General features: G+C 67.6%; 24 protein-coding genes and 1 pseudogene. 13 read left to right on the top strand and 12 right to left on the bottom strand.

Going from position 1 to position 23,980, the window contains the following annotated elements; translation table 11 throughout:
• The first annotated feature begins 13 nt into the window (after positions 1-13).
• From CDO44_RS23765 to CDO44_RS23775, 3 genes are all read left to right on the top strand, one after another.
• Positions 14-793, top strand: coding sequence for a GntR family transcriptional regulator (locus tag CDO44_RS23765; RefSeq protein WP_087782719.1), 780 nt, complete (start codon positions 14-16; stop codon positions 791-793).
• Positions 774-1,655, top strand: coding sequence for an alpha/beta hydrolase (locus CDO44_RS23770; protein WP_087782720.1), 882 nt, complete (start codon positions 774-776; stop codon positions 1,653-1,655). Before CDO44_RS23765 ends, CDO44_RS23770 begins: the two co-directional genes overlap by 20 nt.
• A gap of 257 nt (positions 1,656-1,912) precedes the next feature.
• On the top strand, positions 1,913-2,413 hold the full coding sequence (locus tag CDO44_RS23775) for a MarR family winged helix-turn-helix transcriptional regulator (RefSeq protein ID WP_087782721.1): 501 nt from the start codon (positions 1,913-1,915) through the stop codon (positions 2,411-2,413).
• A 19-nt stretch (positions 2,414-2,432) separates the two neighbouring features.
• Here the strand turns inward: CDO44_RS23775 and CDO44_RS23780 are convergent.
• Positions 2,433-3,835 (bottom strand): annotated as a pseudogene (locus tag CDO44_RS23780) (MFS transporter).
• Between the two features lie 46 nt (positions 3,836-3,881).
• Positions 3,882-5,000, bottom strand: a complete 1,119-nt coding sequence (locus CDO44_RS23785) for an NAD(P)/FAD-dependent oxidoreductase (RefSeq protein ID WP_087782722.1) — start codon at positions 4,998-5,000, stop codon at positions 3,882-3,884.
• 251 nt (positions 5,001-5,251) lie between these two features.
• Between CDO44_RS23785 and CDO44_RS23790 the strand changes: the two genes are divergently transcribed.
• Positions 5,252-6,124 (top strand): alpha/beta hydrolase, encoded by an 873-nt coding sequence (locus CDO44_RS23790; RefSeq protein ID WP_087782723.1) that lies wholly within the window; start codon positions 5,252-5,254, stop codon positions 6,122-6,124.
• Complete coding sequence (locus CDO44_RS23795; RefSeq protein ID WP_158213417.1) at positions 6,121-7,101, top strand: VOC family protein; 981 nt, start codon at positions 6,121-6,123, stop codon at positions 7,099-7,101. Before CDO44_RS23790 ends, CDO44_RS23795 begins: the two co-directional genes overlap by 4 nt.
• A 17-nt stretch (positions 7,102-7,118) precedes the next feature.
• On the opposite strand, the gene CDO44_RS23800 is transcribed toward CDO44_RS23795, so the two are convergent.
• From CDO44_RS23800 to CDO44_RS23810, 3 genes are read right to left on the bottom strand one after another with little or no spacing between them, the layout of a single operon-like run.
• Positions 7,119-7,904: an anti-sigma factor gene (locus CDO44_RS23800; protein WP_233146323.1), complete on the bottom strand. Its 786-nt coding sequence runs from the start codon at positions 7,902-7,904 to the stop codon at positions 7,119-7,121.
• Positions 7,901-8,404 carry a sigma-70 family RNA polymerase sigma factor gene (locus tag CDO44_RS23805; protein ID WP_087782725.1) on the bottom strand — a complete coding sequence of 168 codons (504 nt, stop codon included), beginning with the start codon at positions 8,402-8,404 and terminating at the stop codon, positions 7,901-7,903. The genes CDO44_RS23800 and CDO44_RS23805 overlap by 4 nt, the downstream gene beginning before the upstream one ends.
• 8 nt (positions 8,405-8,412) lie before the next feature.
• The gene (locus tag CDO44_RS23810; protein WP_087782726.1) at positions 8,413-8,796 is read right to left on the bottom strand and encodes a hypothetical protein; all 384 of its coding nucleotides are present in this window, start codon (positions 8,794-8,796) and stop codon (positions 8,413-8,415) included.
• A gap of 202 nt (positions 8,797-8,998) precedes the next feature.
• Here CDO44_RS23810 and CDO44_RS23815 point away from each other — a divergent pair, with 202 nt between their 5' ends.
• Genes CDO44_RS23815 through CDO44_RS23830 form a run of 4 tightly spaced genes read left to right on the top strand, consistent with a single transcriptional unit; the run spans position 8,999 to position 12,503 of the window.
• On the top strand, positions 8,999-9,625 hold the full coding sequence (locus CDO44_RS23815; protein WP_233146324.1) for a MaoC family dehydratase: 627 nt from the start codon (positions 8,999-9,001) through the stop codon (positions 9,623-9,625).
• Between the two features lie 43 nt (positions 9,626-9,668).
• Complete coding sequence (locus tag CDO44_RS23820) at positions 9,669-10,142, top strand: MaoC family dehydratase (RefSeq protein ID WP_087782727.1); 474 nt, start codon at positions 9,669-9,671, stop codon at positions 10,140-10,142.
• 7 nt (positions 10,143-10,149) lie between these two features.
• Positions 10,150-11,721: a class I adenylate-forming enzyme family protein gene (locus CDO44_RS23825; protein WP_087782728.1), complete on the top strand. Its 1,572-nt coding sequence runs from the start codon at positions 10,150-10,152 to the stop codon at positions 11,719-11,721.
• A gap of 14 nt (positions 11,722-11,735) precedes the next feature.
• Positions 11,736-12,503, top strand: a complete 768-nt coding sequence (locus CDO44_RS23830; protein WP_087783095.1) for an SDR family NAD(P)-dependent oxidoreductase — start codon at positions 11,736-11,738, stop codon at positions 12,501-12,503.
• A gap of 29 nt (positions 12,504-12,532) precedes the next feature.
• Here the strand turns inward: CDO44_RS23830 and CDO44_RS23835 are convergent, their stop codons facing one another.
• The 5 genes from CDO44_RS23835 to CDO44_RS23855 all read right to left on the bottom strand — a co-directional run bounded on the left by CDO44_RS23835 (position 12,533) and on the right by CDO44_RS23855 (position 17,282).
• Positions 12,533-13,342: a helix-turn-helix domain-containing protein gene (locus CDO44_RS23835; protein ID WP_158213418.1), complete on the bottom strand. Its 810-nt coding sequence runs from the start codon at positions 13,340-13,342 to the stop codon at positions 12,533-12,535.
• Between the two features lie 101 nt (positions 13,343-13,443).
• Positions 13,444-14,475, bottom strand: coding sequence for an alcohol dehydrogenase catalytic domain-containing protein (locus CDO44_RS23840; protein ID WP_087782730.1), 1,032 nt, complete (start codon positions 14,473-14,475; stop codon positions 13,444-13,446).
• Positions 14,476-14,491: 16 nt separating this feature from the next.
• A complete protein-coding gene (locus tag CDO44_RS23845; RefSeq protein WP_087782731.1) occupies positions 14,492-15,466 on the bottom strand; it encodes a tripartite tricarboxylate transporter substrate binding protein in 975 nt (324 codons plus the stop codon).
• Between the two features lie 45 nt (positions 15,467-15,511).
• The gene (locus tag CDO44_RS23850; RefSeq protein ID WP_087782732.1) at positions 15,512-15,994 is read right to left on the bottom strand and encodes an aromatic-ring-hydroxylating dioxygenase subunit beta; all 483 of its coding nucleotides are present in this window, start codon (positions 15,992-15,994) and stop codon (positions 15,512-15,514) included.
• A gap of 19 nt (positions 15,995-16,013) precedes the next feature.
• Positions 16,014-17,282, bottom strand: coding sequence for an aromatic ring-hydroxylating dioxygenase subunit alpha (locus CDO44_RS23855; protein ID WP_158213419.1), 1,269 nt, complete (start codon positions 17,280-17,282; stop codon positions 16,014-16,016).
• Between the two features lie 195 nt (positions 17,283-17,477).
• On the opposite strand from CDO44_RS23855, the gene CDO44_RS23860 reads away from it, so the two are divergent.
• Together CDO44_RS23860 and CDO44_RS23865 are read left to right on the top strand one after the other, a co-directional pair.
• Positions 17,478-18,422 carry a 3-carboxyethylcatechol 2,3-dioxygenase gene (locus tag CDO44_RS23860; protein WP_233146325.1) on the top strand — a complete coding sequence of 315 codons (945 nt, stop codon included), beginning with the start codon at positions 17,478-17,480 and terminating at the stop codon, positions 18,420-18,422.
• Between the two features lie 26 nt (positions 18,423-18,448).
• Positions 18,449-19,318 (top strand): alpha/beta fold hydrolase, encoded by an 870-nt coding sequence (locus tag CDO44_RS23865; protein ID WP_087782735.1) that lies wholly within the window; start codon positions 18,449-18,451, stop codon positions 19,316-19,318.
• Positions 19,319-19,342: 24 nt separating this feature from the next.
• On the opposite strand, the gene CDO44_RS23870 is transcribed toward CDO44_RS23865, so the two are convergent.
• Positions 19,343-19,828: an Lrp/AsnC family transcriptional regulator gene (locus CDO44_RS23870; RefSeq protein ID WP_087782736.1), complete on the bottom strand. Its 486-nt coding sequence runs from the start codon at positions 19,826-19,828 to the stop codon at positions 19,343-19,345.
• A gap of 189 nt (positions 19,829-20,017) precedes the next feature.
• On the opposite strand from CDO44_RS23870, the gene CDO44_RS23875 reads away from it, so the two are divergent.
• Positions 20,018-20,677 (top strand): acetoacetate decarboxylase family protein, encoded by a 660-nt coding sequence (locus CDO44_RS23875; protein ID WP_087782737.1) that lies wholly within the window; start codon positions 20,018-20,020, stop codon positions 20,675-20,677.
• On the opposite strand, the gene CDO44_RS23880 is transcribed toward CDO44_RS23875, so the two are convergent.
• A complete protein-coding gene (locus CDO44_RS23880) occupies positions 20,646-22,082 on the bottom strand; it encodes an FAD-dependent oxidoreductase (RefSeq protein ID WP_087782738.1) in 1,437 nt (478 codons plus the stop codon). The two genes, CDO44_RS23875 and CDO44_RS23880, sit on opposite strands and share 32 nt — an antisense overlap.
• 213 nt (positions 22,083-22,295) lie before the next feature.
• Here CDO44_RS23880 and CDO44_RS23885 point away from each other — a divergent pair, with 213 nt between their 5' ends.
• The gene (locus CDO44_RS23885; protein ID WP_198951431.1) at positions 22,296-23,948 is read left to right on the top strand and encodes a sigma-54-dependent Fis family transcriptional regulator; all 1,653 of its coding nucleotides are present in this window, start codon (positions 22,296-22,298) and stop codon (positions 23,946-23,948) included.
• Positions 23,949-23,980: the final 32 nt, after the last annotated feature.

Raw genomic sequence — 23,980 nt, forward strand, 5'->3', positions numbered from 1 at the left:
CAGGAGAAAATACTTGAAACCACGAGTGAAGGCGACCCGGCAGGAGCCTGGACGCCCTTACGATGCGCCCGGCGGCGAGGTCGAGGAAATCACCTTGGCCGAGCAGGTCTACCGTTCGCTGCGGCGCGATCTGATCTCGGGGGAAATCGAGCCGGGGCAATCGCTGCGCCTGGAATTCCTCAAGCAGCGTTATGGCATCAGCTTCTCGCCCATACGCGAGGCCTTGAACCGCCTGCAGAGCGAGCGCATGGTGGTGTCCACCGCCTCGCGCGGCTTCCGCGTCGCGCCCTTTTCGCGCGAGGAGATGTGGGATGCCGCCGAGACCCGCATTCTTATCGATTGCGAAGCCATGCGCCGCTCGCTCAGGAACGGGGACGATGCGTGGGAGACCCGCCTGGTGGCGGCCTTCCATGCCCTCAACCTGGCGGCCAAGCGCGCGCACGAACTGCCGGAGCCCGATGAAGAGGCCAGCGAGATGCTCGAACAGCGGCACCTCGACTTCCACCGCGCCCTGATCGCCGCCTGCGGATCGCGCTGGCTGATGGAGCTTTCGCTGCAGATGTACACCCAGACCGAGCGCTACCGCCGCCCCACGCTGCGCGGCCGCTCCGGCTGGGGCGACATCGACCGCGACGTGGGCCGCGAGCACCAGGACCTGATGGACGCCGCGCTGGCGCGCGACAGCGATCGCGCGGCGGCGCTGCTGGCCGAGCACTACCGGACCACGGTGGCGCTGATCGAACGTTTCGCCTCTTTCAAGGATGTGGCCTCGCATGACCCCCAGGAAGCCTGACCTGCTGTTCGCCGACCTGGCCGAACGCGCCGTCCAGTACAACGCCCGCGCCTCGGTGCCCGACTTCGACGCCTGCGTGCGCGAATATGCCGAACTCGCCGAGGTGGCCCGCCAGCGTTGCGCCGCCGTGCGCGACCTCTACTACGGCATGGGCGCGGCCGAGCGCCTGGACATCTTCCTGCCCACGGCCGCCCGCCAGCCCGCGCCGGTATTCCTTTTCATCCACGGCGGCTACTGGCGCTCGCAGACCAAGGAAGACGCGCCCATCATGGCGCCCGCGTTCAACGCCGCAGGCGTGGCGGTGGTGCCGGTGGAATACACCCTGCTGCCCGAAGGCACGCTCGCCGAGGCCGTGCGCGAAGTGCGCTCCGCCGTCGCCTGGATCTATCATCACGCCGACCGCTACGGGCTCGATCGCGACCGGATCTACGTCGGCGGAAGCTCGGCGGGCGGCCACCTGGCCGGCATGCTGGCCGCCACGGACTGGCAGGACAAGTACCGGGTGCCCGGCGACGTGGTCAAGGGCGTGGTGGCGCTGAGCGGCCTGTTCGACGTCCGGCCGCTGTGCGACATCAACGTCAACGAATGGCTGCGGCTGTACCCCGACCAGGCCGAGCGCCTGAGCCCCATGTTCTCGCTTCCGCGCCGCGGGCTGCCGATGATCGTATCGGTGGGCGGCCTGGAGACCGACGGCTTCAAGAACCAGACCGCCGCCTACGAGGCCGCGTGCCGCGAAGCCGGGCTGGAGGTGAAGCGGGTCGAGGCGGCGCACTGCAATCACTTCAACCTGCTGTGCGAGCTGGCGAAAGCCGAGAGCCCGCTGACGCGGGCGACGCTGGAGATGATCGGCGCTTCCCGCTAGCGGACGCGGACGGGACTCCAGCCGCCCTGCAAGGGGAGGTCGGGCCTCATGGACGGGAGGCGCGGGCGACACGGGTGCCGGCGCCCGGGCCCGCCTATATAATCGGGCCTGCCGATCGCGGCGCCCCGATGGACGAAAGGGCCGCGACCTTTACCGCTCCCGGGCTCGCGCCATCATGATCCTGCCGTTCCGTCCGCTCCAGTCCACATCCGCCGCCCACCAGGCGCGCGCCTGCGCGGCCGGCGAACCCCGTTTCCATGGCTAGGCCCGCAACCAAGGCGGCGCGCGCCGCGGAGAAAGGCGATGCCCGTCCCCACGACGCCGAGGGCTACCTGCCTCATTCCCTGAGCCGGCTCATGAACGCCCTCAACGGGCAGCTCATGAAAGCCCTGCGGCCGACCGACCTCACCATCCAGCAATTCCGCGTCATGCAGTTCCTGCGCTGGGTGGGCGTGGCCTCCATCAGCGAGATCTGCAAAGGCACCGTCATCGAGCAGTCGGTCGTGAGCCGCATCGTCGACCAGCTCCAGCAGCGCGGCTTTGCGTCGCGCAGCCGCAGCGCCGTAAGCGGAAGGGTGGTGGAAGTGACGCTGACGGCCGTGGGCGTGGCGGTCTACGATGCGCTCGATCCGCAGGCCCGCCGTATCGTCGAGGCGACCGTGACGGTGTTGAAGCCGGCCGAGCAGCAGCAGTTGCACGGCCTGCTGAATCGCCTGTTCGAGCAGGTGCAGAAGCTGGAGCAGGACGGCGGCGAGTAGGCGGCGCGGCGGGCCCGCCTCAGGCGTGCAATTGCTCCAGCACCTTGCCGCGCGTCTCGATGCCCAGCCAGGCCACGGCCAGCGCCGTCAGCAGCGGCACCGCGCCGAGCACGTAGAAGGCCAGGTCCATGCTGCCCTTGGCCATCAACGCGGCCACGATCATCGGGGCGATCATTGCCGAGAGCTTGACCCATGCGCCGCCCATGCCGCAGCCCAGCGCGCGTATGCTGGTGGGGTACATCTCCGGCGTGTAGACGTACGAGATGATGAAGCCGCACGCCAGGAAGCCCCAGGCCAGCGAGCATAGCGTGGCCACCACGTAGATGGTCTGCCCCGACAGGGGCCGGCCAGGCCCAGCGACGCGGCGCACAGCACGAAGGCGCCGGCGATGACCGGCTTCCTGCCGAACTTGTCCACCGTGAGCGCGGCCACCAGCGAACCGGCCACGCCCAGCGCCGACGCGCCCAGTGACAGGTTCAGCGCCTGCTGCAAAGGTATCTTGTAGACGGTCTGGTAGATGGTGGGCAGCCAGGTCGACAGGCCGTACTGGATGAAGCCGCACGAGGACCACAGCAGCGCCACCACGATGTTGCGGCTCAGGTAGGCGCGGCTGAAGAGGTCGCGCACGGTGCGGCGGGGGTGGGCGGCCATCATGGCGTCGTAGATGCGCGCGTCTTCCGGTTCGGGCAGCTTGACGCGGGCGGCCGCCTCGAACCGGGCGAGCGCGGTGTCGGCCTCGGCCAGCCGGCCCTTCTCGGCCAGCCAGCGCGGGGATTCCGGGATGAGACCGGGCAGGATGAACATGAGGATGACGGGGATGCCGCCCAGGAAGTACATCACCTCCCACCCGTGTCGCGGCACCAGCCAGGCGCCCAGCGCGGCCGAGGCCAGGAGCCCGATGGGATAGATGATCTCGTAGAGCAGCACGAAGCGGCCTCGGTTGCGGGCGCGCGTGATCTCGTTGATGTAGGTGGCGGCCACCGGCAATTCCCCGCCCAGGCCTATGCCCTGGATGATGCGCAGCAGCACGAAGACCTCGAACGACGTGGCGAAGCCGCACGCGATGCTGGTGATGCCGATGATGCCTGAGCTGTAGGCGATGGCGCGCACGCGGCCGCGGCGCTGCGCGAACTGGGGGAAGAAGAAGGTGCCGATGAGCTGGCCGACGGCGGCGGCCGCGATCAGGATGCCGATCTGCGTGGAACCGAGGTTCCACTGCTTGATCAGCAGCGGCAGCGTGGCGGCGATGGCGATGGCGTCGAAACCGTCGAAGAAGGTCGCCATGCCCACCAGCAATCGCGCGCGCAGCTGCATGCTGCTGGCGGTCAGGCGTTCGATGCGGGCGACAATGCTGCCGCTGGTCGGCATCGTGGCGCGTCCATGCTCGGCATCGGCGGCCAGGGATAGATCGGAAACACCCATGGAAGATTCCCTGTCGGGTTGATCGGTTGCGGGATGGTGGCGTTGCTCAGGTGCCGGTCGGCGAATGGTTGGCCGTGCGCATCCGCTGCTCGAGGAGCCAATGCGAGCGGCCCGCGACGTTGAAGGTGAACGACCGCAACACCTCGGGCCAGCGGCCCACCGTGCTGTAGAGCCGGGAGACGCGCTGGGTGTGCTCGGTCAGCGGACGTTCGCGCGCCTCCCAGCGCTGGAGGGCGCCGGCGAGGTCCGGATCTTCGTCCACGGCCACCGCCAGGCCGAGCGCGTTCATCATGGCGCAGCCCCCGCCCTGGCCCAGGTTGGGGGCTTGCGCGTGCGCGGCGTCGCCCACGACCGCCACCTTGCCCGACGACCACCTGTGCAGGTGGATGGTCTCGAACGGATCCCAGCGGCCGAGCGTGCCGATGCGCTCGAGCAGCGGCCGCAGGTGCGGGAACGACGCGCCCCAGGCCTGCCGGTCGAGCGGCAGCGCATGGCCTGCCGTATCGGCCACCAGGGTCGTGAGCGCCAGGTACAGCCAGGGCTTGCCACAGGGCACGTACAGCAGCCGGCGCTTGCCGGACCAGTGCTCGACGATCTCGTCGGCGCTGTCCACGGCATCGCCGTGGCGGGGCATCAGCACCCGGATGGCGCCGTCGCCCAGCGATACGCGCGATTTCAGGAGGCCCAGCCCGTCGCGGATGCGCGAGTTGACGCCGTCCGCGGCGATGACGAGATCGGCGGTCGCCCGTTCGCCGCTGGCCAGCAGGATTTCGCCGCGCGGCGTGGCCGACATCACCTCGGAATTCATCACGATCTGCGCCCCGGCGCGCTGCGCCGCGTGGGCCACGGCCTCCAGCAACTGCTGCCTGACCACCGTATAGACGCGGCCGTCCTGGCCGGTGGAAAGCCGCGCGAGCAGCCGCCCGGCCGAATCGCGCGTTTCGCGCGCGGGCGCCTGATGGCCGCCGGCGATGGCCTCGTCGAAGGCGCCGATGGCGCGCAGCACCTTCAGGCCGTTCTCGAAAATGAAGATGCCGGCTCCGGCCGTGCGCAGGCTGGATGCGCGCTCGTGCACGCGCACGGACCATCCGCGCTGCGCCAGGGCGGCGGCCGCGGTCAATCCCGCGAATCCTGCCCCCGAGATTTCTACGTGACGCCTTGCCATCTGGTGGATACCTCTACGTAAGCATGGGCCGAGGAGATGCCGGCTTGCTGCTAAGTTAGACTCTTTGGTTTATATATGCAAATACATTCTTCTATAAGAAGACTAGGAATAACACCAATAAAGATGGAGAAAAATAGCCTGTTCATTTAAATGTAGTTGCATATATTTCTGTAGTCGCCTACCTTATCCCCGTCGGGCCGCGCGATACGGACGTTTCCGTGGGCCTCCATCGTCACTTGCCAGGAAAGCCCATGTCGCTTGCCGATCTTCCGGAACTGCCGCCGCTGTTGCACGCCGGCGCCGCGGACTATGCCCGCCGCGCCCTGGAACGCACCCGCGAGGTCATCGGCCGCTGCCGCACGGTGCCCGACCAGGCCTATGGCTTCGACTACTGGCAGAAGGTCGACCTCTACTTGCCCGATGCGCCGCTGTCGAGCCTGCCCGTGCTCGTGTACTTCCACGGCGGCGCGTGGATGAACGGCTACAAGGAATGGATGGGCTATATGGCGCCGGCGGTACTGGCGCTGCCGGCCATCTTCGTGTCGGCTTCATATCGCCTGGCGCCGTCCGTGCGCATGCCGCAGATCGTCGACGATTGCATCGCCGCCCTGCGCTGGACGCACGGACGCATCGCCGCGCACGGGGGCGATCCCGCGCGCCTCTGCGTGGGGGGACACTCCGCGGGCGGGCACCTGGCGGCGTTGCTTGCCCTGCGGCCCGAACTCGCGGCGCGGGCGGGGTTGCCCGCCGACGTGATCAAGGCCTGCTTTCCTTCCAGCGCGCCGCTGGACCTCGACTTCCTGGACCAGCCGGCCTCGCCCGCCGACCACAGAATGCGAGACGCCCTGGGGCCGGGCCTGGACGAATGGAGCCCCATGCGCTTCGCCGCCGCGTGCCCGATACCTTTCCACGTGGCCTGGGGCGAGCACGATTTCCCCCGTACCCGCACCCAGAACGAGGCGTTCGTCCGCTTGCTCGCCGCGCGGCCCGGCGCGCGCGTCTCGTGGCAAGTCGTACCCGGAGACCATTTCACATCCCACGAATCATGCGCCGAACCGGGCGGCGAATGGTCGCGCGCAGCAGGCCGCATTCTCTCGAACCTACCGACAGGAAAACCACAATGAACCAGGGAGCCATCTTCCAACCCCGCCGTCTGGGCCACGTCAACGTCGTCGTCGCCGACCTGGAGCGGTCCATCGACTTCTATCGCGACGTGTGCGGCCTCAACCTGGAGTTCACCGAGAGCGGACTGCGCGCCGCCTTCATGGGCACCGGCCATACGCCTCACGACATCGGCATGATGGAACGCACCCGCGAGGCGCGCCGGGGACGCGACGGCCATACGCAAATACCCAAGGGCGCGGCGCAGGCGGTGAGCCTCAACCACATCGCCTGGGAAATGGATACCGAGGCCGACCTGGTGCGGGCCTACGAGCGCGCCCTGGCCGCCGGCATCGCGGTCCCGCGCACGCTCGACCACCAGATCGCCCACAGCGTCTACCTGAAGGACCCCGACGGCAACACCAACGAGTTCTATGCCGACACTATCAAGGATTGGCGCGAGGTCCTGCACGGCGACGTGGCGCTGATCACCTCGACCTGGAAACCGGGCAACGCGCCGGCCGCCACCGAGCGGCGCTGGAGCGCCAAGCCCGACCGCCGTCCGGTTCCCCATGCCGCCATGCAGCCGCTGAAGCTGTCGCACGTCGTGCTGACCACGCCGTCGCTGGAGCCCATGGCGGCGTTCTATACGCAGGTGGCGGGGCTGGAACCCGTGGCGAGCTCAGAGCGTGGCGTGCTGCTGCGGACGCCGCATCACGGGACCGCCTACCAGCTCGCCATCGTGCAAGGGGAGGCGCCGGGCATGCACCATTTCACCTTCGAGGTCGCCGGCGCGCCGGACTGGGAGCTGGCCGCGAGCCGGCTGCAATCGCTGGGATGCCTGATGGCGCGGCATGAGGGCGGAGCGGCCAAACGGGGCGTTCTTGCCGTCGATCCGGATGGCTTCCACGTGGAGTTCGCCGAGCCGCGCACGGGAGATCCGGCAGTACTCGGGCGGGTGCTGCGCGCGCCGGCGGGGGAGCTTGCGGCGGTGATCTAGCGGGCGGGGCCGGACGCCTATCGCTTGTCCAGCTGGTCGTACACGGCCGACGCCACGCGCGCCAGCTCATCCTTGGAAACCCCGGCCGACAAGGCATAGCCGAAGGGCCCGTCTATCCAATAGAAGACATTGATGCCGCCCTCGCGCGCGAAGCGGAAGGCCGTGTCCGGGTTGCCGTCGCGTTCGGTGCTGACATACAGGGTCAGCCGCTGCCCGCCGGCGTCCTGGTACATGAACTGCGCCACCGGTCCTTCGCTGCCCGGCAGCAGGCGGCCGCCGACCAGGTCAAAGCCCAGGGTGCCCAGCCTGGGCGCCCGCACGTCCCGGCCCAGCCGCCGCGACAGCCAGGTGACGAGCTGGGTTTCCTGGTCCGCGCCGATCTCGACCGGCCGGCGCACATCGGGGCTGTAGACCGCATGGGCGATCGCGGCCTGCCGGGGCAGCGACGGCTGTGCGCCGGCGACGGCCGCGGCCTGGTAGCGGCCGTGTCCCCACCAGCCCGCCATGCCGCCGAGCAGGGCCAGCATGACGCCGGCGGCGATGCGCAGGGCGGGCCGGGGCGGCCGGCTGCGCCGGGCGGCCGGGGGAACCGCCGCGGCTTCCAGCACGGGCGGAACCGGTTCGTCCAGCACCGGGTCGAACAGCCGCTGCAGCGCGCGCTTCTGTTCCTGCCAGGCCTGCACGCGCAGGGCCGCGTCCGGATGGCTGGCAAGATGGGCCTCCACGTCGGCCCGCCGCGCGGGCGGCAGCTCGCCGTCGACGTAGGCATGCAGATCGGCTTCGGTGATGGGCATGGGTTTCACTTGATTATCCGCAAGGTTCCGGCCGCGGGCGGCTGGCCGTCCAGGATCAGGCGCAGGCGTTCCCGCCCCCGGGACAAGCGGGACATGACGGTGCCTGGCGGGATGCCCAGGATGTCCGCCACCTCCGCGTAGCGCATGCCTTCCAGCGCGACCAGCAGCAGCACCGCGCGCTGCTCCTCGGGCAACTGCGCGAGCGCGTTCTCCAGATCCTCGAGTTCCATGCGGTCGGTCTGCGTGGGCCGCGAGGCCGAGTCGTCCAGGACCTCGTCCCACGACACCGTATTCAATCGCTGCCCGCGCAACTGGTCGACGCGCAAGTTGTGCATGATGGACAGCAGCCAGGCGCCCAGGTCCCGCCCGGTGTGCCAGGTGTGCAGCCGGGTCCAGGCGCGCTCCAGCGTGTCCTGCACCAGGTCGTCGGCCGACGCGCGGTCGCCGGCCAGCGCGCGGGCATAGCGCCGCAGGCGCGGAAGCAGGGCCGTGACCGCGCGGCTGTCCATGACGCCGGTCAGGGCTTGGCGGCGTGCCAGACGTTGTTGACGCCGTCCCCGGTCTTGTCGCCCGGCTTCTGGTCCTTCACCCAGAAATAGAGCGGCTTGCCCTTGTACGCCCACTGCGCCTTGCCGTCGTCCCGGGTGATGACGGTGTAGTCGCCGGAGGCCTTGTCCGACGCCGAGGCCATCAGCGGCGGCCAGTTGGCGGCGCAAGGGCCGTTGCATACGCTCTTGCCGCTGCCGGCCACGTCCTTGTCGAACACGTAGAGAGTCATGCCGTTGCTGCCCGTCAGCACGCCGTCCTTCGCCTCGGCGGGGGCCGCCTGCAGGGCCGGCGATGCGAACAGGGTCGCCGCCAGCAGGAAGGCGGGCAGCAGCGGTGTTTTCCTGGCTACCATGGGATGCTCCTTGGTGGTTGATGAGGGTTGGTGAACGGTATACGGCGGGCGCCCGTTCATTATTCCCTTCGACGGAAAACAAATCTGTGCCGCCATGTCTTTTCGTCCAACGAAAAGTCCGGAAAAATGACTTGAGCGGGCATCTCCCGGCGGCGCATCCTCGCGTTCTCGAACCCCCTGCGCCAGCAGCGGAGGGACGAGCTTGTCCGTCGATACGGGGCGCCGGCATGCGGCGTCCGGCGGCGGCGGGCACATCAAGGAGACGATGCATGAAGCACCCGATGCCGGCCGCGCCCGCCCTGCGCGCGGCGCACGGCGACGACGCGAAGGCCGCGGCCCGATGAGCGCCGCCAACCCCCAATCCGCCCCCGCTGCCCGCTATGACGGCGAGGCGCGCCGTTTCGAGGATTTCCAGGTGGGCGAGCGATGGACCAGCGCGCCCTTCACGGTGACGGCCGAGGAAATCATGGCCTTCGCGCGCGAGAACGACCCCCAGCCCATGCATACCGACCCGGCGGCGGCAGAGGCCGGCCCCTTCGGCGGGCTGATTGCCAGCGGCTGGCAGATTGCCGCGCTGTCCATGCGGGCATTCCTGCAGGCGGGCGGCTACGGCAAGACACCGATGGTCGGCATGGGCGTCGACGAGCTGCGCTGGACCAAGCCGGTCAAGGCGGGCGACACCCTGGTGGTCGAACGCGAGGTCGTCGAGACCATCCGGTCGAAGAGCCGTCCCGACGTGGGCACGATCCGCACCCGGGTCACCGTGCGCAACCAGCACGGCGACGTGGTGATGTCGCTGGTATCTCTGGGCCGCGTTCCAGCCCGGTGAGCCAGCCCCGCGGTCCAATCGAAGAACAGAACACGGAGTTGCCATGGTAGTTCTCGACCGCCCCGCCGACTTGCAGGAGTGGGTAGGCAAGGAAATCGGCGTCAGCGATTGGCTGGCGATCGACCAGTCGCGTATCGACGATTTCGCCCGGCTCTCGGGCGACGACCATTGGATCCACGTGGACGTGGAGCGCGCGCGGCGCGAGATGCCCGACGGCAAGACGATCGCGCACGGTTTCCTGACCCTGTCGCTCATCCCATACCTGGTGCGCTCGGTCTACGTCATCACCCATCGCGGCCGCGGGTTGAACTACGGCACCAACCGCGTCCGCTTCGTCCACCCGGTCCAGGTGGGCGACCGGGTCCGGCTGCGCCAGCGCATCAAGGCCGTGGAGCGCGGCGAGGGCGGCGGGCAGGAGGGCGCCACGCGCGTGGTCTCGGAATGCACCATCGAGATCGAAGGCAAGCCGCGTCCCGCCGTGGTGGCGGAGTTCCTGATGCTGGTCTATGACGAGTGAGGAGGCCATGACGCAGAACGTCCGCGACATCCTTGCGCGCCAGGCGCAGCAGCCTTTCGTCGATTTCCCCTCGCTGATCGCGCGATATGCGCGCGAGCGGCCCGAGGCGCCGGTATTCCTGTGCGAAGGCGACGAACTGAGCTGGGCCGGCCTGGCGCGGCAGATGGACCGCGTGGCCGGCGCGTGCGTGGCGTCCGGCCTGGTATCCGGCGACAAGGTCGCCTTGCTCGCCGCTCCGTCCATCCGCGCGCTCGAGACCTTCTTCGGCACGGTGCGCGCCGGCTGCTGCATCGTTCCCCTGGCGACCTCGGCCACCGCGTCCGCGCTGCTGGGCATGCTGCGCGACTCGGACGCGAAAGTGCTGGTGGCGGATGCCGACGCGCGGGAAATGCTCAGGCCGGTCGAGCCGGCGCTGCGCGAGGCGTTCGCCGGCCGCCTGGTCGCGATCGACTTCGACGCGCCCGGCTGGGCGGCCTGGGAGGCATGGCTGGAGCAGGCCCAGGCGCCGGGGGCCGTCGACTATCGCCCCGACCAGCCCTTCAACCTTATCTACAGTTCGGGCACCACCGGCCAGCCCAAGGGCATCCTCCACCACCATGGCATGCGCGCGCGCCAGGCGATGCGGCGCAACTTCGGGCTCGGCCCGGACAGCGTCATGCTGCTGTCGACGCCCTTGTACTCGAACACCACGCTGCAGCCCATGCTCGCCACCGTGGCCGGCGGCGGCCTGACCGTCCTGATGCGCAAGTTCGACGCCGGCGGCTACCTGCGGCTGTGCGCGGCCCACAAGGTCACGCATACGATGCTGGTGCCGGTGCAGTACCAGCGGTTGCTCGCGCATGAGGACTTCGCGCGCACCGACCTGTCGTCGTTCGTGCTCAAGCAATGCACGGGCGCGCCGCTCGATGCGCGGCTCAAGGCGCTCATCCTCGAGCACTGGCCCGGCGGCCTGCGCGAAGTCTACGGCATGACCGAAGGCGGATGCAGCTGCGTGCTCGACGCCCATGAGTTCCCCCACAAGCTCGGCACCGTGGGCAAGCCTGCCGCCGACCACGACATGCGCATCATCGACGACGACGGCCGGGTCCTGCCGCAGGGCGAAGTCGGCGAGATCGTCGGCTGGTCGCCCTACATGATGGCGGGCTACTACAAGCAGCCGCAGGCCACCGAAGCCTTCTACTGGCGCGATGAAACCGGCGTGGCCTTCCATCGCAGCGGCGACATCGGCCGCTTCGACGAAGACGGTTTCCTGGTGCTGCTCGACCGCAAGAAAGACCTCATCATCTCGGGCGGCTTCAACATCTATGCCACCGACCTGGAAGCCGTGACCGCCTCCCATCCCGACGTCGCGGACGTCGCCGTGATCGGGATTCCCAGCGAACAATGGGGCGAGACGCCGCTGGCCCTGGTGGTGCGCAAGCCGGGCAGCGACCTCGATGCCGAGACGCTGCGGCAATGGGTCAATGCCCAGGTGGGACGCACGCAGCGCCTGGCCGCGGTGGAGTTCCGCCAGGAACTGCCGCGCTCGGCGCTGGGCAAGCTGCTCAAGCGCGAACTGCGCCAACCGTACTGGAAATGATCGTGGGGACGAACATGCAGAAAGTCTGTCTGGTAACCGGCTCGACCGGCAGGAACGGCGCGGGTTCGGCCGCGGTGAAGTTCTTCGCCAAGCAGGGATGGCGTGTCGTGGTCAATTATTCGCGCGACGCGGCGCTGGCCGAAGAGGTCGCGGCCGAATGCCGGGCCTTGGGCGCGGCCGACGTGCTGGTGGCCAAGGCCGACGTCACCAGCGACGAAGCCTGCCGCGCGATGGCCGCCGACATCGAGCAGCGCTGGGGCCGGCTCGACGTGCTGGTCAACAATGCGGCCGTCACCACCTTCAACGACCACAAGAATCTCGACGGCCTGTCGTTCGAGGACTTCCAGCGCGTCTTCGCGGTGAACGTCTCCGGCGTGTACATCGTCACGCGCGCCATGGCGCCGCTCTTGCGGCGCACCGGCAATGCCTCCGTGGTCAACATCTCGTCGGTCGGCGGCCTGCGCGGCACCGGTTCGAGCATGGCCTATGCGGCGTCCAAGAGCGCGCTCAACGCCATGACGTTCTCGTTCGCGCGCGTGCTCGCGCCCGAGGTGCGCGTCAATGCGCTGCTGCCGGGCTTCATCGAAGGGGACTGGCTGATCAACGGAATGGGGCGGGAGCGCTACGAGTCGGCGCGCGCCGCGCTGATCGCGAAGAATCCGCTCAAGTCGGTGCAGACGCCGGACGAGATCGCGGAGGCGATCTGGTGGCTGGTCAATGGTCCGCCGGCGTTGACCGGGGAGCTGATCCAGCTCGATGCGGGGGGGCGGCTGGTGGTGTAGGGAAATATCCGGGTGCGCCGGGACAGGGTTTAGCCGCTCTGCAGCTTGTGCATCGCAAACCGTTCCTCGATGCCTTTCTGGGCCTCGAAGAGGTGGCTCACGATCTTCCGCAGCGACGCGGCGTCCTTCACCCCCCGCGACAGGAAGATGACGTTCAGGCAGGAAACCGCCCGCTCCTGATAGCGCAGCGGAACCGCGACGCCGCCGAACTTGGGCTCGTCGCTCCATTCCCCCTGGTTTAGCCCGTAGCCCCGATCGCGCGTCTGGTCGATCAGCGTACGGACGAAGCGGGTGTCGACCGCCAATTCGGCATGTTCATCGGCGCGGCCCTGCAGCAGGTCAAGAATGGCCTCCTGTTCTTCCGGCGGCGAATAGGCCAGATAGGCGCGGCCCGCCGCCGTGGTCAGGATGGGCAGCCTGCGGCCGGGCATGCCGGGATGGAAGGACAGCGGACTGTAGGAGCGCGTGGACGCGCGCACGATCATTTCGTCGCCTTCCAGCGATACGATGGAACAGGGCCAGACGATCGCCTTGGAGAGGGCGCGCATCATCGGCCAGGCCACCTCGGTGATCGCCACGTTGTCGCGGAAGCCGTAGCTCAGCTGATGGACCCGGAAGGTCAGCCGATACAGGTTGGTCGCCGGGTCCCATGCGACGTAGCCGGCGTCGCGCAGGGTCTCCAGCAATCGCTTGATGGTGGTACGGTGCAGGCCGGTGAGGCGCCCCAGCTCGGCGATGGAGGCCGAGGCGCCGGACCCGCGGTTGAGCGCGGCCAGGATGTCCAGGCCCTTTACCAGGGACTGGCATAGCCGGTAGCCGCCGTCGGTGTCGCGCGCCATCTGTACATGTCTCGCATATGAGGAATCTTGCGCCGATCTTACGACAGGCGAGCGACCCCGGACGGGATGGCGTTCTCGAGAGACCGCGGGCGCGCGCCTCCTCAGCACAGGATGAGCGGCTTGACGGCCTCGCCCGCAAGGATCAGCTCGAAGGCCCGGGGCGATTCGGCAAGCGGGATCTGATGGCTGATCACGGGATCTAGGTCGATCTTGTTCTCGTAGACCAGGGGAGCTGCGGCCTCCCAGGTGTCCCACAGCCTGCGCCCGTGAATGTTGTAGATCGTCGGCCGACTTTTGCGCCATGCGCCGAAGTCGAATTCCATCGGCTTGCCCGGGGTCGCGCACCAGCGGACCTCGCCCAGGGTGCCGACCATCGCGAAGCAATTGCGTACGCCGTCCGGGTGGCCGGTGTATTCGATGACGACGTCGGCGCCTTCTCCCCGCGTCATGTCCCGCACCGCCGCCGCTGGCGATTCCGCTCCGGGGTCGATGGCGCGGTCGGCGCCCATGCGCACGGCGGCCTCCCGCCGCCTGGGGTTGGGATCGACCGCGATCACCTCATGGGCGCCGAAGTACCGCGCGACGGCGACGTTCATCAAGCCGATCGGACCGCAGCCATTGACCACGACGGTCCGGCCCGATACGCCGCCGCCTTCCAGCGCAGCGTGCACCGCAATGCCCAGCGGCTCGAGCAAAGCGGCCTTTTCCCTGGAAACGCCGGGCGGATTGATCCAGGCGATGGAGGCCGGCACCGTCGCGTATTCGGCAAAGGTGCCGTCGATATCGATGCCGGGATAGCGGGTATTAGGACAGACGTGCGCCCGGCCGGTGCGGCAGGCGCGGCAGGTCCAGCAGGGGATATGGCTTTCCAGGCTGACCAGGTCTCCCGGCTTGACGTTGGTGACGCCGGCGCCGACATCCGTCACGGTTCCGCACATCTCATGGCCGAGGATGGCGGGCAGCCTGAGCCGCTGGGCAAACGCGCCGGATCCGCCGTACAGCTGCATGTCCGTGCCGCACACGCCGGCGGCGTGGACCTTGACGAGCATTTCGCCATCGCCCGGGGCGCGCACGTTCCGGTCCAGCAACGCCAGTCCGCCGACGCCGGCCTGGACCTTGTTCAAAGACAACATGGCATGTCCCGGCAGGTTATTCGGCTTGCAGGCCGGTGCGTCTGGCCGTTTCGATCCAACGCGTCGATTCGACCTGGATGAGCTGGCCGAACGCTTCGGGCGTGGACGACGTGGCGACCAGTCCCAGCGAGTACAGTTTCTTGCGGACTTCTTCCTTCCTCAGGATCTCTGCCGTGTCGGCGGCGATCTTCTTTCTCACGGCCTCCGGCGTGCCGGTGGGCACCATGAAGCCGAACCAGAAGTCCACGTAGAAGCCGCCTGCGCCGCTCTCGTCCGCCGAGAGCACGGAGGGCATGATGGGCGAGCGTTCCTTGGCCAGGATGCCCAGCGGCTTGATGCGTCCGGCCTCGATGAAAGGCCGGGCCGCGCTCAGCGTGGCCAGCATGAGCTGCACGTCGCCCGCCACCAGCGCATTCAGGGACATCGCCTCGCCACGGTAGTTGACGTTCTGGGCCTTGAATTTCATGGACTCCGAGAACTGCTCGAAGGCGAGCATCGAGCCGCTGCCGAAGGCGCCGTGGTTCACCTTGTCAGGATTCGCTCGGGAATACTCGGCCAGTTCCTTCATGTTGTTCACGGGCAGAGCCTTGTTGACCGCAAGCACGTAGTCGCCGCGTGCGACCTGCGTCACCGGCGTGAGGTCCTTGAGGGGGTCGAATCCCGGATTCTTGAGGAACAGGTTGATGGTGCCGACCGAAACCGAAGCCAGCAGGATGGTGTATCCGTCGGCCGGCGCTCGCGCCACGTGCCCGGCGCCTATGCTGCTGTATGCGCCGGGCTTGTTCTCGACCACCACCGGCTTCTTCCATTTCCGGCTCAGCTGTTCGGCCAGGGTGCGCGTGGTGGTGTCGGCCGAACCGCCGGGGGCGAAGGGCACGACGATCGTGACGGGTTTTTCTGGGTAGCCGCTCGCATGGGTAGGCAGGCTGGCCGCCGCCAGGGCCGCGGCCGCCGCGGCGATGCACGGCAGGCGATCAAAACAGGTTTTCATGATGTCTCCGGATGTGTGACGCCGCACTGGGCGGCCGGGGGCCCGCTAGATGATGAACGACAGCCCGACGATCGGCTGCCGGCGGTGCAGCAGCACGATCTTCTTGTGCCGGATCTTCCAGCCGTCGGCGGTTTTCCTGCATTCCATCGTGCAATGCGCCGGGAAGAGCCGGGTCTCGCCCAGCCCGTTCTGCCGCCAGTCTCCCGATCGCACTTCGGTCAGCAGCAGCGCAAAGCTGGCCGTGGCGGTGTCGCCGTTCTCGCATACGTCGACGTTGGCGATCATGCGCAGGGTGTTCGAGGCCGGCGATTGTGCCACGCGTGCCTGCCGCATGATCTGCTCCACGCGCATCGCGAGGCGCAAGCGGTTGTCGTAGATGACCGACGAGTCCTTGAGGGGGTCGGCATCTTCTTCGATGGGCACCCAGTAGGTGGCGTCCTCGGTGTACAGCGCCAGCCAGTCATCGAGCCGGCCTTCGTCCAGCAGCTTGGCTTCGTGATGGATGAGTTTGGAAATGGGGTGGGTCATGGATACTCCGCGCGGTCGGTCAGCAGGCTGGTGTCATCTTCGAGCGCCACATGCGCCAGAATGCGCGCTGGGGCGTTTCGTCGCTGTAGACGCCGACCCGTTCCCCGCCAGGCCGTACTTCCTCCTTGTCGAGACCGCGGCTGAGCGTGATCCACTCGAAGCCTTCGGCTTTCAGCGCATTCTGGTTGCCCGCGAACACGTCGATGTCGTCCACCGACAGGATCCCCGCGGTGCCCACGCGGGTCTGGGCGTCGAGCATGCGGTTGGCGTTGATCTGGTCGTGCGCGCCTTCGATCATCACCGGATAGGAATAAACCTCCGTGCGGTCGTGCGCGATGGGCTGGACCACGCGGATGTTGAAGTCGAAGATCACCAGGTTGGGAAAGATCAGGAACTGCCGGTTGGTCAGGATCTCGGCGGCTTCCTCCGCGCCGTACAGTGCAGCCAGCTGGTCGTGGTAGGCCTGCCGCACCTCCGGATCGATGCCGCCCGATTCTAGCGGGGCGCCGGCTTCCAGGGTGCCGTGCCCCTCGGGGTAGCCGCGTGTATAGCCTTGCTGCCGCACCGAAGCCCTGAGCTCCCGGTTCTCGAACGATCCGTCGAATTTGCGCACCGTATTGAACGCCGACTTATGGACAAAGCCGGGGTGATAGCCGTCGTGGACGTTCTCGGCCTGGAACTTCCAGTTGCCGTTGAACCCGTACTTGTGCGAGGTGGCCAGGCGATAGCAGCTGCCCGCGGCGCGCTTGAGCCAGATGTCGATGTGCCGCCTGGCGCCGCCCAGGAACACTTCCAGGTCTTCCACCTCCGGGTTGAAGGAACCGAAGATCAGGCCGCCGTACGACGCGATGCGGGGCAGCGGCTTGAGGTTCTTGTCGGATTTGTCGAAACCGGCCGGATAGCGAGCCTCATCCGGAATGCCGAGCAATTCGCCCGACGTGCGGAACGACCAGCCGTGATACGGACACACGAAGGAACGCGTGTTGCCCTTTTCTTCGCGGCAGAGCGTGGCGCCCCGGTGTGCACAGGCGTTAAGGAAGGCGTGCACCGCCCCTTCCCGCCCGCGGGTGACGATGACCGGTCGCGTCCCGACCTGGGTCGACTTGAAATCGCCGGGCTCGGCGATCTCGCTTTCATGGCAAAGATAGATCCAGGTCTTGTAGAAGATATTGCGCATCTCTTCTTCGAAGATCTCTGGACCCCGGTACGCCGCGGTGGCGACGCGGAACTCGTTGAGCTGTTCGTCCACCATGGCGGCGAACGGGCTCGATGTCAGCCGGGCATTCATGTGTCTGCTCCTACTTCTTGATGGGCGCATGCTATGAGGGGCCGTTGCGGACATCAACGAACTCGTGGAGCAGGGTGCACAATGTGCACCCTAATCGCCGGGTTAATCCTTAAAGTGCATGCCTATACGATCACACGCTGCCTGCCGCATCCCGCATGCCGAGCAGGAAAACAAGATGGAGAACGAGGTGACCAAGTGACTGCGACGCGTGCCTTTCTGGGGATGTCGCACACGCCGCTGTTCGGACTGAATCCGGTGGCCGGCGAGGTGCAGGCGGCCCTGGATGCGGCGATTGCTCGGACCCGGGAGCTGGTCCAGGCCTTCGATCCCGAACTGGTGGTGCTGGCCGGCCCCGATCACTACAACGGTTTCTTCAACGAGCTGATGCCGCCGTTCTGCCTGGGCAGCGCCGCGCGTTCCGTGGGCGACTACCTGACCCCCGCAGGCGAGCTCAACGTAGACGAGCGGGCGGCGCTGTCGCTGGCTGGGCATCTGATGGACGAAGGCTTCGACATCGCGCTGTCGCGGCGCATGCAGGTCGACCATGGTTTTGTCCAGGCGCTGCAGTTCATGTGGGGCGGCCTGGATACGCCGCCCGTGATTCCGTTGTTCTTGAACGCGGTAGCGCAGCCCGGAATCCCCCGGCTGGGGCGCTGCCTGAAACTTGGGGAGGCCATCGGGCGTTTCCTGGACGGCCTGCCCCGCCGCACGCTGCTGATCGGGTCGGGCGGGCTCTCGCACGAGCCGCCGGTCCCCACGCTGGACCATCCGGACGAAGCGGTGCGCGAACGCATCATGGTCCGCCAGCATCCGACTGCCGCTGAACGCGATGCCAAGACTGCGCGCGTCATGGCGGCGGGCATGGCGCTGGCCAGCGGCGCCTCCGGCATGAAGCCACTCAACCCGGCGTGGGATGCCGGCTGGATGGACGCGCTCGCCAGCGGCGACCTGTGGTCGCTGATGCAGCTGGACGAGGCGGCGATCGAGCGCGACGCCGGACTGTCGGCCCATGAATCCAAGACTTGGCTCGTCGCTCGCGCGGCCCTCCCGGCCCGGGAGCTGCCTTGCAAGCTGCGCCATTACCAGGCCATCCCGGAACTGATCGCCGGCTACGGCATCCTGTTCATGCAGGACGAATAACCCACCGATTCGAGGAGAACCACATCATGTCCACGCCCATCCCCGCCTTCAGCGAGGCATCTACCAGCAGGTTCGTCCGCATCGACACCGGCGAGCTGAGACTGCAGGTGCACTACAACGACATCGGCAGCGGTGCCGAAACGGTCGTCATGCTGCACGGCTCGGGCCCCGGCGCCAGCGGCTGGGCCAACTTTAACCGCAACATCGAACCGCTCGTGTCGGCCGGCTATCGCGTCATCCTGTTGGACTTTCCCGGCTGGAGCAAAAGCGATCCCGTCGTCAGCACGGTGTCGCGCTCGGACCTCAACGCCAATGCGCTCAAGGGCATGATGGACGCCATCGGCCTTGAAAGTGCTCACATCATCGGCAACTCGATGGGCGCCCACAGCGCGGTGGCTTTCGCGCTGAACAACCCGGCCCGGGTCGGCAAGCTCGTGCTGATGGGAGGTGGCACAGGCGGTCCCAGCCAGTTCGTGCCCATGCCCACCGAAGGCCTCAAGCTGATCGGCGCGCTGTACCGCGACCCGACCATCGAGAACCTCAAGCGCATGATGAACGTGTTTGTCTACGACCCCGGCAGCCTGACCGAAGAGCTGTTCCAGGCGCGGCTGAACAACATGCTGGCGCAGCGCGAGCATCTGCAGAATTTCGTCAAGAGTTCGGAGCTGAATCCCAGGCAATATCCCGACCTGGGACACCGCCTGCACGAGATCCAGGCGCAGACCCTGGTGATCTGGGGGCGCGACGACCGCTTCGTGCCCATGGATGTCGGGCTGCGCCTGCTGTGGGGACTGCCCAATGCCGAGCTGCACGTATTCAACCGCTGCGGGCATTGGGCGCAATGGGAGCATGCGGAGAAGTTCAACAGGATGGTGCTGGATTTTCTCCGGCATTGAGCCGATTGCGGCATGCCACCCGGGTCAAACCGGCAACGGCAACTTGCTCGAGAACTTCACCTCCCGCAATGACAGACTCGTGCGCACCGTGGCCACGTTGGGCAACGTGCGCAGCACCTTGTCGATGAAGTCGCGCACCGAATCCAGGTCGCGCGCCACCACCATCATCACGAAATCGGCCTCGCCCGTGACGCGGTGGCAGGTCAGCACCTGGTCGTTGGCCTCCACCAGCTTCTCCAGCGCGGCAAAGGCCTCCGCCGTGTGCGGCGAGAAATTCAGGCTGATGAAGGCGAGCTCGCCCAGGCCCAGCTTGCGGCGGTCGAGCATGGCCTGGTAACCCTGGATGTAGCCTTCCGACTCGAGCTTGCGCAGCCGGTGCCAGCACGGGGTTTCGCTCAGCGCCACGCGCTGGGCCAGCTTGGCGTTCGAGAGGCGGCCGTCTTCCTGCAGGTAGCGCATCAGCTGCAGATCGGTGTCGTCCAGCGATTCGGTGGGGGCATTCTTCTTCATCACAGGCGTCTTTGCAAAAGATCCTTCTACTATAAAGCAAGCTGCGCCCGACAAAGCCCGGCCGTTGATGCATTCCCGAGGTGATCCATATACCGATGTGTTTCCGCACCGCCGATGCGAGAATGGGGAACTCAATGAACCGGATCGTGGCCTGAAGCGGGAAGGTATCGGCGTGTTGAGGAGACCGGCATGGAGGCAACGGAGCGCCAGGACGCGGATCGCTCGCAGGAATTCCCGGGTGCGCCATGGCACCTGCAGGGACAGGCATGCGTCTCGCTGTGGCGCGTGCCCCGCCGCGTCCTGCCCATTGCGGCGCGGGGGCTGCGCTACGCTGCGTGGGGGGAACATGCGCTGCTCTTCACCATCTGGGCGAGCTACCAGCCGGGCGGCACCCTGGCGTACGACGAGTTCGCCGTGGCCGTGCCGGTGCGCGGCACCGGGTCCCTGGCCGCCTGCACCGTCATCCACATCTGGGTGAGCGACGCCGCGTCCGCCGCCGGCGGCCGGCACTTGTGGGCCATCCCCAAGATGGTGGGAAGCTTCGACACCCAGCCAGCCGGCGAGGCTGGCCGCGTGTTCAGCGGCCAGCTGCACGAAGACGGCCGTCCCATTGCGTCCGTGCGCTTCGAGCACGGCGTGGCCTGGCCCGGCAGGCCGTGCATGAGCGGCTTCGTGGTGCAGGCCGGGGAAGGCGGGCCGATACGGACCCGCTGCACCGCCAACGGCAGCCTGGCCACGGGCCGCGCCACCTGGAGCTTCGCCGCCGACGGCCCTCTTGCCTATTTGAACGGACACCGCCCGCTGGTCAGCGCCCGCGTCAACGACCTGCGGCTGGCGTGCGGCGTCTGAGCAGGCCGGCCAGGCCTTGCGGCTCGGGCACCGGCAGCGCCAGGCTGCGCGGCCTGCCCACATCGGCCAGGATGGCCTCCGCCGCCAGCGCGCCGGCGCGCGTGGCGCTTTCCATGCAGAACGGCAGGTCCGTATCGATCCAGTCGCCCGCCAGGAACAGCCCCGGCTCCATCCGCGTAGGCGGCCGCAGGCTCTCGATGCCTGGACGGGAGCAGGGCACCGACATGGGAATGCGGTGCACGGCGGCGGAGAGCAGCCGCGCCTCGCGGGCTTGCGGCGCGAAGTCCGCGATCTCCTTCAGGGTCGCCTCGACGATCGCCTCGTCCGACAAGCCATTGGCGCGATGGCTCCAGATGATGTTGGTCGCGATCAGCGAACCGGGCCGGGCTCCCTCGCGCACGTTCGAGAGATCATAGAAATCGGTATTGAACTCCCTTGGCGACCAGGGCCGCGCCCAGAAACGCGAGCGGGTGATCTTGCGGTCGAACCAGAGATAGCAACTGACGTAAGGACTCGGCTCGAACCGGCTCGCCACCCGCGCCAGCGGATGCGACGCCGGCAGCAGCCCGGACAACGCATCCGGCGGCACCGCCAGCACGACCGGCGCATCGATGTGCGTCCCGTCGGCCAGCACGACACCCGCCACGGCGCCATCGCGCCGGCGCAGGCCGGCCGCCGCGCAATCGAAGCGAACCTGCCCGCCGCGGCTTTCGACATGGCGGATCGCCGGCCAGGCGTACAAGTCGCTCAGGCCGACCTTCGGGAAACCGAAGGCCGGATCGCTGTGGCCCAGCATGTGCCCGAAGATGCGCATCAGCGCCGCCGCCGAACACGCCTCCACCGGCAGGTTCAGGAAGGCCATTGAGGCCGAGGCCCAGAACCAGTCGATGAATGCCCCGCTCACGCCCTGCGCCTGCAGATAATTCCGCCCGCTCTGGTTATCCAGCGCCCGGATCTCCGCCGGCGTGCTGCGCATCGTGCGCCACGCCACCGGCACGTTGGACAACAGGCGGTGCAGCGGCACACTGGGCAGCACACGCGGCAAATTGCGGACATAGTGCAGAGGCGCCGGCAACCCATGCACCTTGAAATGAATCCGCCGCCCCTTGTCCAGCACGGTCAGCAGCTCCTCCGTCTGCCAGCGGATCTGATGCTCCGTCCCCAGCCGCGCCAGCCATGCCCGCATGTTGCCGTACTTGTTCAGGAGAATGTGCGGGCCGATATCCACCACGTCCGACGTACCCGGATCCACCCAGCTCCTCGCGCGGCCGCCCGGCACGGCGCTCGCTTCCAGCACGACGACACGCATGCCGGCTTCCGCGAGCAGCGTGGCGCAGGACAGGCCGGCGATGCCGGCGCCGACGATGACGGCGTCGGGGCGTGGGGATGGGGGAGGGAGGGGCATGGGGCGCTCCTGGGGTGGAGAGGGGCTGAAAGGGCTGGGGCGCCTCGATGCGCGAGGAAGACATCGTGCCGGGTAGCAATGCCCATGCCGGCCCCCGCCTGCGCATGGCGGCGGCACTTGCAGGGATGCGCCGCCCTCCCGGATGCGGGCCGCGTCGCAGGGTGCGAGAATAGGCAAAACATCACTATCGGCATCGACCGGCAGGAGACGATTTTGCAAAGCCCCCTGTCTTCCCTGAAATTCAACACCGCCTCGGGCCACATCTGGCTGGACGAAGAGCGCATGCTGCTGCTCCACGCCCGCGCCTTGGGCGCCCTGCGCAAGGAACTGTTCGATTCGCTGGGCGTGGAACGTACTCGAGGCCTCCTGGTCCGCATGGGCTACGCCTCCGGCATGCGCGACGGCGCCTACGCCGTCAAGCGCCGCCGCGCCGGCATGCAGACCAACGAAGCCTTCCTGCTCGGCCCCAAGCTCCATGCCGTCGAAGGCGTCGTCCAGGTCGAACCCATAGAACTCAGCATCGACCTCGCCAGGAACCACTTCTACGGCGAATTCCTGTGGCGCAACTCCTGGGAATGCGAAGCCGACGTCCAGGAATACGGCCACGGCGAAGACCCCGCATGCTGGACCCAGATCGGCTATGCGTCCGGCTACTCCAGCGCCTTCATGGGCTCGCCCATCGTCTACAAGGAAATCGAGTGCCGCGCCCAGGGCGACACCCACTGCCGCATCGTCGGCCAGCCCGCCGACGCGTGGCAGGACGAAGCCTACCTCAACTACTTCGCGCCCCATCCCTTTGCGGGGCAGTTGATCGAATATTCCATCGGCCTCGAACACCTGCGTTCCTCGTCCACCCGCAAGCCGGCCAACCAGCCCCTGGCCGGCGCCTCGCCTGCCTTCCTGGCGGCGTTCGATTTGCTGCGCAGCGCGGCGGGCAGCCCCATCACTGTGCTGCTGCAGGGCGAGACCGGCGTCGGCAAGGAAGTGTTCGCCCGCTGGCTGCATGACAACGGAGAGCGGGCCAAGGGGCCGTTCATCGCCGTCAACTGCGGCGCGATTCCCGCCGACCTGATCGAGGCCGAACTGTTCGGCGTGGAGAAGGGCGCCTACACCGGCGCGCATCTGGCCCGCTCCGGCCGCTTCGAGCGCGCGAATGGCGGCACTCTGTTCCTGGACGAAATCGGCGACTTGCCCCTGGCTATCCAGGTCAAGCTGCTGCGCGCGCTGCAAAGCGGCGAGATCGAGCGCCTGGGCAGCGAGAAAACACAGCGCGTCGACGTCCGCATCGTCGCGGCTACGAACGTGGATTTGCAGAAAGCCATGCAGGAAGGGCGCTTCCGGCCGGATCTGTACTACCGGCTGAATACCTTTCCCATCACCATTCCGCCGCTGCGCGAGCGGCGGGCGGATATTCCGGTGCTGGCCAGTCGTTTCCTGCAGAAGTACGGCGGGCTATATGGCAAGAAACCGGGCGGGCTGACGGATCGGGCGATGCAGGAATTGTTGAATCACCATTGGCCGGGGAATGTGCGCGAACTGGAGAACGTGATCGAGCGCGCGGTGTTGCTCAGTCCGGATGGGGAGCCGATCGAGGCGACGCATTTGTTCGGGCAGCGGTTGCCGGGCGGGGATTGCGCGGGGCGTGTGGCGGATGGCGGGGAAGTGGTGGAAGGGGAAGGTGGGGAGATCGATCAGGTTTGTGGGGATTTGATCGAGAGGAATGTGCCGCTGGGGACGCTGGAGCAGGGGATGATGCGGGTGGCGATGCAGCGGGCGGGGGGGAATTTGAGTAAGGCGGCCAGGTTGTTGGGGATTACGAGGGCGCAGTTGGCTTATCGGTTGAGGAGGGAGGGGATTTTGGTTTAGGGTTATCTGCCCCCCGCTTGCTAAGAAATTTC

The sequence above is a fragment of the Pigmentiphaga sp. NML080357 genome (assembly GCF_002188465.1).
Taxonomy (GTDB): Bacteria; Pseudomonadota; Gammaproteobacteria; order Burkholderiales; family Burkholderiaceae_B; genus Pigmentiphaga.

Excerpts from the sequence above, each read along its gene's own strand:
- CDO44_RS23850 (WP_087782732.1), bottom strand. The coding sequence starts at position 15,994 with ATGACCCACCCCATTTCCAAACTCATCCATCACGAAGCCAAGCTGCTG.
- CDO44_RS23870 (WP_087782736.1), bottom strand. The coding sequence starts at position 19,828 with ATGAAGAAGAATGCCCCCACCGAATCGCTGGACGACACCGATCTGCAG.
- CDO44_RS23855 (WP_158213419.1), bottom strand. The coding sequence starts at position 17,282 with ATGAATGCCCGGCTGACATCGAGCCCGTTCGCCGCCATGGTGGACGAA.
- CDO44_RS23785 (WP_087782722.1), bottom strand. The coding sequence starts at position 5,000 with ATGGCAAGGCGTCACGTAGAAATCTCGGGGGCAGGATTCGCGGGATTG.
- CDO44_RS23830 (WP_087783095.1), top strand. The coding sequence starts at position 11,736 with ATGCAGAAAGTCTGTCTGGTAACCGGCTCGACCGGCAGGAACGGCGCG.
- CDO44_RS23875 (WP_087782737.1), top strand. The coding sequence starts at position 20,018 with ATGGAGGCAACGGAGCGCCAGGACGCGGATCGCTCGCAGGAATTCCCG.
- CDO44_RS23825 (WP_087782728.1), top strand. The coding sequence starts at position 10,150 with ATGACGCAGAACGTCCGCGACATCCTTGCGCGCCAGGCGCAGCAGCCT.
- CDO44_RS23810 (WP_087782726.1), bottom strand. The coding sequence starts at position 8,796 with ATGGTAGCCAGGAAAACACCGCTGCTGCCCGCCTTCCTGCTGGCGGCG.
- CDO44_RS23775 (WP_087782721.1), top strand. The coding sequence starts at position 1,913 with ATGGCTAGGCCCGCAACCAAGGCGGCGCGCGCCGCGGAGAAAGGCGAT.
- CDO44_RS23835 (WP_158213418.1), bottom strand. The coding sequence starts at position 13,342 with ATGGCGCGCGACACCGACGGCGGCTACCGGCTATGCCAGTCCCTGGTA.
- CDO44_RS23845 (WP_087782731.1), bottom strand. The coding sequence starts at position 15,466 with ATGAAAACCTGTTTTGATCGCCTGCCGTGCATCGCCGCGGCGGCCGCG.
- CDO44_RS23840 (WP_087782730.1), bottom strand. The coding sequence starts at position 14,475 with ATGTTGTCTTTGAACAAGGTCCAGGCCGGCGTCGGCGGACTGGCGTTG.
- CDO44_RS23880 (WP_087782738.1), bottom strand. The coding sequence starts at position 22,082 with ATGCCCCTCCCTCCCCCATCCCCACGCCCCGACGCCGTCATCGTCGGC.
- CDO44_RS23795 (WP_158213417.1), top strand. The coding sequence starts at position 6,121 with ATGAACCAGGGAGCCATCTTCCAACCCCGCCGTCTGGGCCACGTCAAC.
- CDO44_RS23820 (WP_087782727.1), top strand. The coding sequence starts at position 9,669 with ATGGTAGTTCTCGACCGCCCCGCCGACTTGCAGGAGTGGGTAGGCAAG.
- CDO44_RS23790 (WP_087782723.1), top strand. The coding sequence starts at position 5,252 with ATGTCGCTTGCCGATCTTCCGGAACTGCCGCCGCTGTTGCACGCCGGC.
- CDO44_RS23805 (WP_087782725.1), bottom strand. The coding sequence starts at position 8,404 with ATGGACAGCCGCGCGGTCACGGCCCTGCTTCCGCGCCTGCGGCGCTAT.
- CDO44_RS23865 (WP_087782735.1), top strand. The coding sequence starts at position 18,449 with ATGTCCACGCCCATCCCCGCCTTCAGCGAGGCATCTACCAGCAGGTTC.
- CDO44_RS23770 (WP_087782720.1), top strand. The coding sequence starts at position 774 with ATGACCCCCAGGAAGCCTGACCTGCTGTTCGCCGACCTGGCCGAACGC.